This window comes from Nocardia sp. NPDC051052 (genome assembly GCF_044456045.1).
Classification (GTDB): Bacteria; Actinomycetota; Actinomycetes; order Mycobacteriales; family Mycobacteriaceae; genus Nocardia.
In genome coordinates, this window is record NZ_JBITFL010000018.1 from 18,742 (window position 1) to 31,552 (window position 12,811).

The window sequence follows — 12,811 nt, forward strand, 5'->3', positions numbered from 1 at the left end:
CCGGGGCCCCCCGCGTTTGCGGGGGGCCCCGGGCCCCGGGCCGCCGCGGGGCCCCCCGGGGCCCGCCCCGCCCCCCCCCCCCGGGGGGGGGGGGCGCCCCCGGGGGGCCCCCCCCCCACCTCCGGGACTGCGTCGACCAAACCGTTTTGCGGCTGGTGACGGAATCGGGTGGTTCCGCTCGGCGGCCCGTTGCGCAAAATCCGGCTTCTGAGCGGGGCTTGACCAAATTGTTGTGTAGCGGGGTGACGGAATCGGGTGTTTTCCGCGCCTATACCCCCTATGAGAGCACCTTTCTGAGCCTTCACGGCTGAGAGGAGAAAAAAGTTGCGCACGCCCCGTTCACAGGACCGGTCATAACTGGATCTGTCTACCTATAGCAGGGTTCTGCGCTCAAGTTTTGCCGACGAGCTACAGGAGAAAGCACCCCATGACTATCCACACCACCCCATTACGCGGCTCGCGTGCGGTCGTACACCGGAATCCGGACGAGGCAGGTGATAGTCGTTCGATTTTTCGCGGGAGGACTGTCACACGCGCTCGCGTCCGACACCTTCTTCAGTTCAGAGGCCCAGTGATGTTGCCCGGCCGATTGTCAGCAGTACCAGGAGGTTTGTCATGACCGTCGTTCATCTATTCGACTCGGTATTCGGGTTCATCGCGCTCGCACCCTGGCGGTTGCGGCTGTGTGTCGTGGCGGGGTTGATAGCGGCGTTGGTGTGGTGGGTGGGTTCGTGGGTGGTACGCGAGTCCGACACCGCCCAGGCGGTGTGGGTGCGGATCACTCCGCCCGCGCATCTACCGCCGGAGGCCTCGGTTCGGTTCGCGCGGTCGCTGGCCGGGGTGCTGCACCGCACGCGCCGCTATGGGTGGCGGCCACGCTATGTGGCGTGTGAGTTCGTAGCCACCGACACCGTGATGAGCCTCGGGGTGTGGGTGCCGCCCACGATATCGCCACAGGCGGTGATCTCGGCGGTGACGGGGGCGTGGCCGGGCGCGCGGGCTGTGGTGAGCGCGGTACCGGGTGTGTTGGCCGTGGGCGGAGTCCGCGGGCGCGAAGTGCTGCCCCGTGGCGGGGAGTGGTCACCGGTAGTGGAGCCATCGGGTCCTGCGGCCGCCGTGCGAGCGGGTGCGGACGCGGCCGATCCGTTAGGGCAGGTGTTGACGATGCTGGCCCGGCGCGGCCCGGGTGAGGCTGGGTGGGTGCAGGTGATCGTGGCCGCGCAGCGCGGCACCCGGTCGGGCCGCCCGGCCCTGCGGGCACTCGATGCGGTGTTGGCGTTCGTGGAAGAGATGGGCCGAGAGTTCACGCGGATGAACGGTCGTCCCTCGGCCGGCACTCCGCCTCGCGTGACGCCGGCCGTGGACCCGGTACAGACGGTGCGGTCGCGGGCGATCGTGGCCAAGAAGGCATCCGGGCCGCATTTGCGGGTGACGGTGCGGGTCGCGGTGGCGGGGCCAGCCCCGGCCTGGGAGCACCGTTCGCAGGCGGGGTTGATCGCCGACGGCTACGACGCGGTGGCCACGGCCGGGGACGGCTTGATCACCCGCCGCGTGCACCGGTCGGCGGCCAAGGTCAGCTCGCGGCGTCCCGGGACCGGGTTCGCCGCCACCGTGGCCGAGATGGGCGCGTTGTGGCACATCCCCGCCGACGCCGCCCTCTATGGCATCGACACCACCGACGCGCGCACCCGCGCCCCGCACCGCGACCTACCCCGCCTCGAGACTCCCCAAGCGAACAGTGCCGAGACTGCCCGAGACAGTCTCGGCACTCCCCGGAACCGTCCCGAGACTCCCTGGACCGGTCTCGATGATCGTTGGGACCGCAGTCTCAGAAACACGGGGTTCGAGCCGACAACCGAGGAGGGCGACCGATGAATCAGCACACCCCGAAACCGAAATTGCTGCTGGTGGAACAGGGTTGGCCGGGGCGGGCGCGACCCAAACCCCTAGGTGTCGCTTCCGACGGCGGCATGGTCGGGCTCTCGGTGGAAGGCGCGCGTCATCATATGCATGTGCCGGGGGTGACCGGTGCGGGCAAGTCCACGTGGCTTGCCAACCTCGCTCTTGCCGAAGCCACAGCGGGGCGCGGTGTAGTGGTGATCGACCCACAAGGCGATTTGGCCGTTAGCGTGCTCGACCGGTTACCGGCATCGGTGGGCGGACGGTTAGTGATCCTCGATCCGGCCGAGCGGGACGCGCCCCCGTCGTGGAATGTGTTCGCCCCGCCCAGGATTGATGATCTCGAGGGCCGTGAGTTCGCCGCTGAGATGGTCATCGGCACATTCCGCAAGGTGTATGCGCAGTGGTGGGGTCCTCGGATGGATGAGGTGTTCCGGGCGGCGTGCCTGACCTTGGCGCGGCGGCCGGGCTCGACGCTGGCCGATGTGGTGGCGATCCTGACCCGGCGCGGCTACCACCGCGCGATCACCCGCCGCTACGGCACCCCGGGCGGGTTCGAGGGATTCTGGGACGACTACGACGCCTTGACCCCCGCCGCGCGGCAACAGGCGTACGGACCGGTGGTCTCGCGGCTGCGGGCGGTGCTCTCGCACCGCTTCGCTCGCGATCTGCTCGCCGCTCCCACCTCCACGATCGATCTCACCGAAATCCTGGACGGCGGCGTGCTGATCGCCCGGCTGCCGAAAGGCGAAATAGGTGAGCACGGCTGCCAATTGGTTGGGTCGTTGCTGCTGTCGGGACTATGGGCGGCGATCACCCGCCGCGCCGCCTTGCCACCGGCCCGGCGGCGCGACGCGACGATCATCGTTGATGAGTGCCACAACTTCCTGCACATTCCCATCGGTATCGACACCGTGTTGGCCGAGGCACGCGGCTACCGGGTATCGCTGGTGCTGGCCCACCAACATTTGCGTCAGCTTCCCCCGGATATCGCGGGCGCGGTCGACGCCAACGCGCGGAACAAAATCGTGTTCACGGTCGCCCCCGACGACGCCCGCAAACTCGCCCCGCACTTCGCGCCGTACTTCGACCACACGGACCTGGCCAACCGGCCCGGCTACGCGGTGAGTGCGCGTATCGTCCACAACGGGCACACCACACCACCATTCAGCCTGGGCACTGTGGCATTGCCGCCTGCCGTAGCGGGCAGGGCCGACGCGTTGCGTGGCGCCGCACGGGCATCGACTGGGCTGTCATCTGACAAGCGACGGACCCTCAAACAGCGCGGCGACCTGAGCGCTGCACTCGACACCACGCCCGAAACCAGCTCTGGCCATTGGGATTCCCGATCGGTGTCCCCTCCGGTATCCCATTCGCCCTCCCAGCTGAGAGCGGGACACCCGCCGGGATACTCCCCGCCACCGTTACCGCAGGTCGAGGACGGTGAGCAGTGGTGACGACGAAACCCCGATTGGCTTCTATAGCCACCACAAACAAAAACACCCTCGGTATCGCAGAAGCCGTCGCGGCTCAACGGCAACTCACCTCCCGAGATATCGAGCTACTCGATCTACTCACTACTCATCGTGTTCTGACCTCGGTGCAGATCGCGCGCCTGCTGTTCGCCTCGGACAACGTTGCGCGCAAGCGGCTGGCGAAGCTGACCGAACGCGCCATAGTGTCGCGTTTTCGGATCTGCCCCGGCCCCGGGTCGGTTCCGTGGCGCTATACCCTCGGTCCGCTCGGTGCAATGATCACCGCCGCCAACGTCGGACACGGCTTGCCCAGTCCTCGCACCACAGCCGAACGCATGTTGCGGTTGTCGCGGTCCAAACACCTCGAACACCTGCTCGGCATCAACGAGTTCTTCTCGCAACTGGCCGCCCGTGCCCGCGACAACCCCGACTGTCAGCTACGGGTGTGGCTGGACGAACGCGAAGCCACCCGCCGCTGCGCCGCCATCGCACGCCCGGACGCCTACGGCGAATGGGCAGAGACCGGTGGCTCTGTGGCGTTCTTTCTCGAATTCGACAACGGCACCGAACGACTCACCGACGTGGCCGCCAAACTCACCGGATATCACGAACTCGCCGACGCCGGACGCGCCCTACCGGTGCTGTTCGTGTTCACCGGCCCCAGACGCCACGCCGAATTCCAGCACCTGATCACCAACAACCCCACCGACACCGGCGCAATCATCGCCACCACGACCACTGCCGACACCCACGCTTGCGGCCCGGCCGGGCCGATCTGGCTACCCGCAGGACACCAACACCGGCAATGACTCATCGCGCTCACGCGTCCGCCCCGGTTTACAGCCTGACCACGGAAGGACTCTCCATGCGCGAACCTCACACGCCTGACCACGGCTCACCGAACCGGCGCGGCACTGGCCAACCCGACCACACACCACCACCCCGGGACCACCGAGCGACACAGCGAGATCACGACGAGACACACAGTCTCGGCCGGTCTCGCATCACCAGCGACAAAGCCGAGACGTCCCCGCCGAATCCATTCCGACGACACCCCGGCTTGCGACACGGGGAAATCATTGTGGAACGAATTGAGACCACACCCATGACACCCGAGCAATACCGGCGTGCCGTCACAGCCCTCGCCACCCTAATCAATGAATGGAAGGACAGAAAGAACAGCCCAACGCCCGAAGTTAAACCACAATAACCCCAGGTAGAGCCCGGTAAACTCTAGCCGCCGCGCCTAATCTGTGGGACAATGGAAGCACCAAATACCGGGGCAGAAGTCGGAAATTCAGGCAATTCGATAAAAGTGCTAAATCGGTTCATTCCGGACTCCGTCCAAATGAAATAAATCCCGTCGTTCACAGTTCAAGGCCCGTATGGGAGAGGAGCTCTCCACGATGGCGCGACCCAAGAGCAAGCCCCGCACCGCGTGCGTTCAACCGGCCCGGCTCGATGCCCTTGACACAGTACGGGTCGGGATCTACGTACGTCGTTCCACCGACGACGAACATCAGCCCTATTCGATCGAAGCCCAGGATGCACGGCTGGGATCGTATGTGGACTCTCAACCGGGCTGGCACATCGTGATGCGCTTCGCCGACGACGCCTCCGGCGCGACCACCGACCGCGACGAGTTACAGCGCGCGATGCGCGCCGCGCACGCCGGGCTCATCGATGTGCTACTGGTGTACCGCGTCGATCGGTTCTCCCGCAACCTGGGCCACATGGTGACCCTGCTCGATGACCTCGACAAGTGCGGTGTCGTATTCCGCTCCGCCACCGAACCGTTCGACACCTCTACCCCAATGGGCCGCATGCTAGTGCAAATGCTGGGCATGTTCGCCCAGTTCGAACGCGACACGATCATCGATCGCGTCATCGCGGGTATGGAACGCAAAGCCGCCAAAGGCTTGTGGAAAGGCGGGCGACGCCCGTTCGGCTATCTGCCCGACACCACCACACAGACCCTCACACCCCACCCCAGCGAATGCCCGATCGTGAGGTTGATCTTCACGCTGTACACCCGAGACCGGTTGGGGTCCAAAGCGATTGCCCAGACCCTCAACACACGCGGGCACCGCACGACCAACGGCGGCACATGGTCGGGATATCAAGTCCTGCGCACCCTGTCCAACCGGATCTATCTCGGGGAACTCTCGTTTCGAGACATCACCGTCCCGGACTGTCACGCCCCCCTGATCGACACCGAGACCTACACCGAAGCACAACGACTACTCACCGAACGCGGCGAGGACCATGCCCACCGCCGCGCCAACGCCTCTGACTACACCCTCACCGGCCGTATGCGCTGCCCCACCTGTGGCACAGGCATGATCGGCACCCGCGCCCACGGCAAAACCAAGACCTACCGCTACTACACCTGCCACAGCCGCAACCGCTACGACCGCACTCGATGCGACGGCTACCGCCTCAACGCCGACGCCACCGAATCGGCCGTACTCGGCGCGCTGGCACGGTTCTACCACGACCACCGCGCACGCATCGCCGACGCCGTGGCCGAAGCCCAACGCCAGCACCACGCCGGACACGACGCCCATCACGCCGAACTAGCCGCCGTCCACGCCAAAATCACCGACACCAACACCAAAATCGATCGCTACCTCACCGCGTTCGAAAACGGCACCATGGACGAACAACTCATTGGTGACCGCCTCACCCAACTGCGCACCACCCACCGCCAACTCACCCACCGGCGTGACGAACTCACCGCCACCCTCGACACCGCCCCCACCGGACCCGACCCAGCCACCCTCACCGAAGTAGCCGACAACATCGCCGCGCTCATCAACTCCGGCACCGACCACACCCGCAAAGCCCTCATCGAAACCCACGTCGCAGAAATCAAGATCACCGGACCCGACACCATCGTCCCCGTCTTCTACATCCCCCAACTCACAACCACCCCAACAACGAACAAAGCCCTGACCAGCGGAAAACCGCCGGTCAGGGCCTCGAAGAGAGGTGTTCGTGCAATGACTAACTTGGTGGAGCTAAGGGGAATCGAACCCCTGACCTTCTCGATGCGAACGAGACGCGCTACCAACTGCGCTATAGCCCCGTGCGGCTCCTGGGAACCGCGCTGTGTCACTCTAGCAAAGGATGTTGCGAGACTCCGAATCGAGGGGTTTACCTGGGGTGATTCGGAGTTACGCTGGTGTGGTTACTCGCCTGCGGCGCGGCGCATGTCGCCGCCGCCGGTGCGGTCGCGCAGGGCGCGGGCGGTGGCGGGGTCGAAGGGGTCGAGGTGGTCGAACATGGGGTTTTCGTCGTCTACTTCGAGGAGGGCGGAGCGGCGGCGTAGGGCGCGGGCGGTGTCGCGGTCCATGGCGGCGCGGGCGGCTTGTGCCTGCCGGGGGGTGTGTTCGCCGAGTTGTTCGGCGCGGCTGAGGCGGGCGGCGCGGCGGCGGCGGATGTCTTCTTCGATGCGGACTTGCTTGCGGAGGTAGGTGAGGTAGCCGATAAGGACGAGGCCGGCCAGGCCGGAGCCCCACCAGAAGTGTGGTGACATCGCGACGGCCAGTCCGCCGCACAGCACGCCGGCCAGCACGAGGCCGAGGACGGACCGCTGACGGAAGGTGTAGCGGGCCGCGCGGGCGATGGCGTCGGCCTCGGGGTCGTAGCCGCCGCGGCCGCGGCGGCTCGGGACGTAGTCGAGGTCGTCGTCGGGGTCGTATTCGTCGCGGCCGCGGCGCGCGACGTGCTCGGCTTCGTCGTCGGCGAGGTAGTCGTCGAGGGTGACGCGCGCGGGTGCGGTGGAGGGCGCGGGGGGGATCCGGGCCGCGGGTGGTTCGGTGCGCTCTTCGCCCACCTCATCATCATCGACGGCGACTTCGTCCGGTGCGGCGACTTCGGTGTCGTCGGATTCGGTTTCCGCGGTTACCGTTTCGGCGTCGGTCGGCTCGGCCTCGGCGTCCGCCGATTCGGCTTCGGTGAGTTCGGCGTCGTCCAGTTCGGCGTCAGCGATGTCGGGATCGGGTCGGGATGCCGCGGCTTCGGCGATCGCCGGTAGGTCACCTTCGGTGACTGGTTCGTCGGCCGGTGTTGTCATCCGGTCCTCCGCATCATCGCTGTGGGCATGCTTTCTCTGTGCGCGGCGTGGCCGCCAGTTGGGGTCGGTTTCGTGGCCTGCGGCCGGTCCACTCTTGGTGCGCCGCTTGGAATCTCCGCGGACGAGCACCCGGGTGGCGAGGGCGGCGTCGGTGGTCCGCCGGATCCTCGGGTGCCGGTCGGCGAGGATGGGGAACAGGACGAAGACCCAGAGCACGACCAGGCCGATCCACAGGATTGAATTCGGCATCTCGGTCAGCACCTCCGTCCCGGCCTGGTTTGGTCCGTTCGGCCGGCGAGCGGTGCGCAGCACGCCCCGCGTCCGCCCGGCTTCCGTCCGTCGCTGCGGCGTGGACGCCGGTCGCCTCGCAGGCTCCCTGCCGAGGGTGCAGGACGCACCTCCGACGTCCGTAGGTTAATTCCGTGACACGTCGAGATCCGGCAGGCGCGCCGTGCACATACGCCACATGAGTCACAAAGCCACCAATTCCTCCGCGCGTCGGATGCGCCGGGCGTGTCCGTATTGCGTGCTTATCTGGGCAAGATGGCCCTGCCCTCGCGAACGAGCCGGTCGACGACCGTGCCCATCAGCTCCTCCACGGTGATGCCGACCAGCAGGTGATCGCGCCAGGCGCCGTCCACATCGAGGTAGCGGCGCAGCATGCCCTCCTCGCGGAAGCCGACATTGCGCAGTACCGCTTGGCTGGCAAGATTTTCCGGCCGCACGGTCGCCTCCACGCGGTGCAGGCCGACGGGCCCGAAGCAGTGGTCGAGGCCGAGCGCCAGCGCGGCGGTCGCGACGCCTTTACCGCTGAGGTCCTTGGCGACCCAATAACCGATCCAGCCCGAACGCAGCGCGCCGCGCACGATATTGCCGACGGTCAGCTGCCCGCTGAAGGCGCCGTCCACCTCGATCACCAGCGGAACCATCGCGCCGCGCCGCGCTTCGGCCTTCAGACTCGACCACAGCGACGGCCAGTTGGACGCGTGGTTGCGTGCCTCCCACGCGCCGCGGCCGGTGGGCTCCCACGGTTCCAGATGTGCCCTGTCCTGCAACCGGATTCGGCTCCACGCGGCGGCGTCACGCAGGCGCACCGGGCGCAGCGTCACCTCCCCCGCGGCGACCCGGACGGGGCCGAGTCGCGCAGGCCAACCGGGATGCTGGGTGACCCGGAACACGTTCATCGCCTCCACGCCTCAGCCGCGCTGTGCGAGGAAAGCGACCCGGACCTCGTCACCGGTGCGAATCTCGGTGTCGTCGGGATCTATCACGATCAAACTGTTCGCCTCGGCGAGCGTGGCGAGCAGGTGCGACGAGGCGCCCGCGCCACCGCCGAGTGGTTGCACGAGATAGTCGCCGGTGGCCTCGTCGCGCATGAGCTGTGCGCGGAGGTAGCCCTTGCGACCGGCCATCGAGCTGATCGGTGTGATGGTCCGCGCCATGATGATCCGCCGCATGGGATGCCTGCGCCCCAGGGCGATTCGGATCAGCGGACGCACCATCACCTCGAAAACGACCAGCGCACCGACCGGGTTGGACGGCAGCAGAAAGGTGGGCACCTCGTCGCGCCCGAGCCGGCCGAAACCCTGCACCGAGCCGGGATGCATGGCGACGCGGGCGATTTCGAGTTCGCCGAGTCCCTCGAGTGCCTCGCGGACCTGATCCGAGGCCCAGCCACCCACCGCGCCCGCGATGACGACGACCTCGGAACGCACCAACTGGCCCTCGACCACATCGCGCAGCCGCCGCGGATCGGCGCTGACGATGCCGACCCGATTCACGTCCGCGCCCGCGTCTCTGGCCGCCGCGGCGAGGGCGTAGGAGTTCACGTCGTAGACCTGGCCGGGGCCAGGGGTGCGATCGATATCGATGAGCTCGCCGCCGACCGAGATCACCGAAAGCCGCGGCCGCGGATGCACGAGCACCTTGTCCTGCCCGACCGCCGCTAGTAGTCCCACCTGGGCCGCGCCGATGATGGTGCCCGCGCGCACCGCGACATCGCCGGGCTGCACGTCGTCGCCGATGCGCCGCACGTAGTCGCCGGTGCGGACCGGCTCATAGATCTTGATCTTGGCGCGGCCGCCGTCGGTGAAGTCCAAGGGCAGCACCGCATCCGCGAGCGTCGGCAACGGAGCACCGGTGTCGACGCGCACGGTCTGGCGCGGCTGCAGCCGGATGGGCTGACGCGATCCGGCGATCACCTCGCCGACCACGGGCAGCGTGAGATCGACGAGTTCGTCGTCCTCGTTGCGAATATCGGTGCCCGCGGCGGCGACATCGACGCTGCGCACCGCGTAGCCGTCGATCGCCGCCTGATCGAAGCCGGGCAGCGGTCGTTCGGTGACGACGTCCTCGGCACACAGCAGGCCCTGCGCCTCGGAAATCGCGACCCGGACCGGCCGAGGCGCGACCGCCGCGGCGGTCACCTTGATCTGCTGATCCTCAACCGAGCGCATCCAGCCCTTCCTGATCTCTTCGCACACCTGTGATTCCACCGCGCGATTTCGCTTCGGCACAACCATTTCGGCGCGCGTGATGGTGAACCATCATTCGTACCCGACGGCCCACTATCGAGGAAACCCGACGCCTCAGTCGTAGGTCGTCAGCTGCGGATCCCAGTCGGGCCCGAGCCGATGCTCCAACCACTCCCGTAGGGCGGGGCCGTATTCGTCGCGTTCCAAAGCGAAATCGACCGCAGCACGAAGATAGCCGCCCGGGTTGCCCAAATCGTGGCGCGACCCACGGTGTACCACCACATGAACTGGATGACCCTCGGCAATGAGCAGCGCGACGGCGTCGGTGAGTTGCAATTCGCCGCCCGCGCCGGGCTCGATGCGGCGCAGTGCGTCGAAAATGGCGCGGTCCAACAGGTATCGACCGGCGGCGGCGAAGGTGGACGGCGCCTCGGCGAGCGTGGGCTTTTCCACCATGCCCTTGACGCGCAGCACATTCGGATTCACCGCGTCCGGCACGGTCGCCACATCGAATACGCCGTAGGCGCTGACCTCGTCCTTGGGCACGTCGATGGCGCACAGCACGGTGCCGCCACGCTTGCGGCGGACCCGGCACATCACGTCCAACACGCCCGAGGGCAGCACCAGATCGTCCGGCAGCAGCACGGCGATGACGTCCTCGTCGTCGTCGAGAACGGCCTCGGACTGGGCGACCGCGTGGCCGAGGCCGAGCGGTTCCTCCTGCACCACCGAGGTCACGTCGAGCAGGCCCGGCGCCTTGCGCACCTTTTCGAGCAGCTGGAACTTGCCGCGCTCGGCGAGGGTGCCCTCGAGCACGAGGTCCTCAACGAAGTGCGCGACGACACCGTCCTTGCCCGGCGAGGTGACGATCACCAGCCGCTCGGCACCGGACTCGGCGGCCTCGGCGGCGACCAGCTCGATGCCGGGGGTGTCGACCACCGGCAGCAGTTCCTTCGGCACCGTCTTGGTCGCGGGCAGGAACCGTGTTCCGAGCCCGGCGGCGGGCACTACGGCCGTGCGGAAGCACGAGGCCGGCGTGGCATCGCCGGGTTGTCCGGCCTTTGCTGTCATGCGCATACCCTATCCATCGTCACAGCCCCTGACTCGGCGTCGAGCCGACCGGTAGTCCGGTCAGCCTATGGTGGTCGCCATGGAGATGCCCGGTGAGCGCGATAAACATGCATGGCGCACCGAAATTCTTGCTCGACGGGCGGCGATGTCCGCCGAAGAGCATGCGACGAACACGCTCGCGCTGGTTGCCGCGGCCGGTCGGCTGGATGTGCCCGAGTGGGTCTGTGCCTATGTACCGGTGCGCGGTGAGCCCGGATCGACCCAGGTGCTCGACGCGTTGCGGGCGGCGGGCGCTCGGGTGCTTGTGCCGGTCACCGGGCCGCCGGGACCGCTGAATTGGGCCGAGTACACGGGCCGGGACAGCCTGCGGCGAGCCAGGTTCGGGCTACTCGAGCCGATCGGCGAAACGCTGCCCACCGCTGCGATCGGCTGGGCGGAACTGATCTTGGTTCCGGCACTCGCGGTGGACCGGCGCGGGGTCCGGCTCGGCCGCGGGGCCGGCTATTACGACCGGACGCTGGCCGTGGCCCGACCGGACGCGCGGCTGGTCGCGGTGGTGGGTGACGAAGAACTCGTCCACCGACTGCCGGAGGAGCCACACGACCGGAGAATGGGCTGGGCGCTGACCCCGGGTCGCGGCCTGCAACCTCTCGGCGAAGATCACGCGCCGGAATGAAAGGTAGATTGGCAACGTTGGCACTGTCGGCTGTAGAGTGCCAGATGACGAAAACTTGCGGAGGATGCTGTGCCAACTTACTCGTATGCGTGCACCCAGTGTGACAACCGCTTCGACATCGTTCAGTCCTTTTCCGACGATGCGTTGACGGTATGCCCGGAGTGCTCCGGGAAGCTGCGCAAGCTGTTCAATTCGGTCGGCATCGTGTTCAAGGGCAGCGGCTTCTACCGCACCGACAGCCGCGGCGGCGCGTCCACCGCGAGCGAACCGGCGAAGACCGACAACGGCGCCAAGGAGTCGAGCTCGACGACTTCCACGAGCTCGGATTCCGGCTCGTCCAACGGCAGCAGCACGTCGGCCAGCACGGCCGTGGCCAGCTGATTCGTCGAGTTATCCCCAGCCCCTTCGTTATCCACAGCTAGCCCTTTCGCGGGCTTGGCGGGTGTGCTCGCGGTCATAGGATTCGGCCATGACTCGCGCACTCGCCGATCTCGGCCGCGGCAGCCGCTTCGAGGTGTGGCATCGGCCACCCTGGGCGGACAGCCTGCTGGCGCGGCGACTCCTCGCCGTCGGCCTGATAGTCGTCGCGGCGATCCTGTTCCTGCGCGGCGATCCGGGCGCGGACCGAACCACGGTCGTGGTCGCCGGGCGTGATCTCGCACCGGGCCACGTGCTCGACGCGGGTGATCTTCGATCGGCTCCCCGCGAATCCAGCGCACTGCCCGAGGGTGTCGTGCGCGACCCGTCGACCGTGCTCGGTGCCACACTGACCGGCGCGATGCGCGGCGGCGAGATGTTCACCGATATCCGCGTCGTCGGACCGCGCCTGGCCGCGGTGGCAACCGGCGCGCGCGACGCGCGCATCGTGCCGATCCGGCTGGCCGACACCGCCGTCGCCGAGATCCTGCGCGCGGGTGACCGGGTCGACGTGGTCGGCGGCGAAGAGCAGGGCGCGCGACCCGCGCGCACGTTGGCCACCGACGCCGCGGTGGTGCTGGTGTCGAGTCCCGGCGATGGGCGCGCCGCGAAAGAACGAGTGGTCCTGGTCGCGATGGACGCCGAACACGCCGCCACTGTCGCGGCCGCGTCACTACACACGGCGCTCACCGTCGTATTCCATTGAGTTGTCCGCATATTT

11 protein-coding genes, 1 tRNA gene and 1 pseudogene are annotated in these 12,811 nt (G+C 67.5%); 7 read left to right on the top strand and 6 right to left on the bottom strand.

The genetic code is table 11. From position 1 onward, the window contains the following. Positions 1-615 precede the first annotated feature (615 nt). From ACIBCN_RS39800 to ACIBCN_RS39815, 4 genes and pseudogenes are all read left to right on the top strand, one after another. Positions 616-1,875, top strand: coding sequence for a hypothetical protein (locus tag ACIBCN_RS39800; protein ID WP_396997432.1), 1,260 nt, complete (start codon positions 616-618; stop codon positions 1,873-1,875). Next, positions 1,872-3,356, top strand: coding sequence for a type IV secretory system conjugative DNA transfer family protein (locus ACIBCN_RS39805; protein WP_396997434.1), 1,485 nt, complete (start codon positions 1,872-1,874; stop codon positions 3,354-3,356). The genes ACIBCN_RS39800 and ACIBCN_RS39805 overlap by 4 nt, the downstream gene beginning before the upstream one ends. After that, positions 3,353-4,183, top strand: coding sequence for a replication-relaxation family protein (locus tag ACIBCN_RS39810; RefSeq protein WP_396997435.1), 831 nt, complete (start codon positions 3,353-3,355; stop codon positions 4,181-4,183). Before ACIBCN_RS39805 ends, ACIBCN_RS39810 begins: the two co-directional genes overlap by 4 nt. A 597-nt stretch (positions 4,184-4,780) precedes the next feature. Next, a pseudogene (locus ACIBCN_RS39815) lies at positions 4,781-5,842 on the top strand (recombinase family protein); the annotation flags it as partial. A gap of 108 nt (positions 5,843-5,950) precedes the next feature. Here ACIBCN_RS39815 and ACIBCN_RS39820 read toward each other — a convergent pair. From ACIBCN_RS39820 to ACIBCN_RS39845, 6 genes are all read right to left on the bottom strand, one after another. After that, complete coding sequence (locus ACIBCN_RS39820) at positions 5,951-6,235, bottom strand: hypothetical protein (RefSeq protein ID WP_396997436.1); 285 nt, start codon at positions 6,233-6,235, stop codon at positions 5,951-5,953. 151 nt (positions 6,236-6,386) lie between these two features. Next, positions 6,387-6,462, bottom strand: a tRNA-Ala gene (locus tag ACIBCN_RS39825). A 102-nt stretch (positions 6,463-6,564) separates the two neighbouring features. Beyond that, positions 6,565-7,701, bottom strand: coding sequence for a gephyrin-like molybdotransferase receptor GlpR (glpR, locus tag ACIBCN_RS39830; protein WP_396997438.1), 1,137 nt, complete (start codon positions 7,699-7,701; stop codon positions 6,565-6,567). A 281-nt stretch (positions 7,702-7,982) separates the two neighbouring features. Further along, positions 7,983-8,636 (bottom strand): GNAT family N-acetyltransferase, encoded by a 654-nt coding sequence (locus ACIBCN_RS39835; RefSeq protein WP_396997439.1) that lies wholly within the window; start codon positions 8,634-8,636, stop codon positions 7,983-7,985. Positions 8,637-8,648: 12 nt separating this feature from the next. Continuing rightward, complete coding sequence (gene glp, locus ACIBCN_RS39840) at positions 8,649-9,908, bottom strand: gephyrin-like molybdotransferase Glp (RefSeq protein WP_396975265.1); 1,260 nt, start codon at positions 9,906-9,908, stop codon at positions 8,649-8,651. A 132-nt stretch (positions 9,909-10,040) separates the two neighbouring features. After that, positions 10,041-10,997 carry a UTP--glucose-1-phosphate uridylyltransferase gene (locus ACIBCN_RS39845; protein ID WP_396997440.1) on the bottom strand — a complete coding sequence of 319 codons (957 nt, stop codon included), beginning with the start codon at positions 10,995-10,997 and terminating at the stop codon, positions 10,041-10,043. Positions 10,998-11,076: 79 nt separating this feature from the next. Between ACIBCN_RS39845 and ACIBCN_RS39850 the strand changes: the two genes are divergently transcribed. The 3 genes from ACIBCN_RS39850 (at position 11,077) to ACIBCN_RS39860 (ending at position 12,796) form a co-directional block, all read left to right on the top strand. Further along, entirely contained in the window at positions 11,077-11,673 is a 597-nt protein-coding gene (locus ACIBCN_RS39850) for a 5-formyltetrahydrofolate cyclo-ligase (RefSeq protein ID WP_396997441.1), read from the top strand. 69 nt (positions 11,674-11,742) lie between these two features. Further along, a complete protein-coding gene (locus tag ACIBCN_RS39855) occupies positions 11,743-12,054 on the top strand; it encodes an FmdB family zinc ribbon protein (protein ID WP_396997442.1) in 312 nt (103 codons plus the stop codon). 88 nt (positions 12,055-12,142) lie between these two features. Then, positions 12,143-12,796, top strand: coding sequence for an SAF domain-containing protein (locus tag ACIBCN_RS39860; RefSeq protein ID WP_396997443.1), 654 nt, complete (start codon positions 12,143-12,145; stop codon positions 12,794-12,796). The last annotated feature ends 15 nt before the right edge of the window (positions 12,797-12,811 follow it).

Excerpts from the sequence above, each read along its gene's own strand:
- ACIBCN_RS39805 (WP_396997434.1), top strand. The coding sequence starts at position 1,872 with ATGAATCAGCACACCCCGAAACCGAAATTGCTGCTGGTGGAACAGGGT.
- ACIBCN_RS39860 (WP_396997443.1), top strand. The coding sequence starts at position 12,143 with ATGACTCGCGCACTCGCCGATCTCGGCCGCGGCAGCCGCTTCGAGGTG.
- ACIBCN_RS39850 (WP_396997441.1), top strand. The coding sequence starts at position 11,077 with ATGGAGATGCCCGGTGAGCGCGATAAACATGCATGGCGCACCGAAATT.
- ACIBCN_RS39800 (WP_396997432.1), top strand. The coding sequence starts at position 616 with ATGACCGTCGTTCATCTATTCGACTCGGTATTCGGGTTCATCGCGCTC.
- ACIBCN_RS39845 (WP_396997440.1), bottom strand. The coding sequence starts at position 10,997 with ATGACAGCAAAGGCCGGACAACCCGGCGATGCCACGCCGGCCTCGTGC.
- glpR (WP_396997438.1), bottom strand. The coding sequence starts at position 7,701 with ATGCCGAATTCAATCCTGTGGATCGGCCTGGTCGTGCTCTGGGTCTTC.
- ACIBCN_RS39835 (WP_396997439.1), bottom strand. The coding sequence starts at position 8,636 with ATGAACGTGTTCCGGGTCACCCAGCATCCCGGTTGGCCTGCGCGACTC.
- glp (WP_396975265.1), bottom strand. The coding sequence starts at position 9,908 with ATGCGCTCGGTTGAGGATCAGCAGATCAAGGTGACCGCCGCGGCGGTC.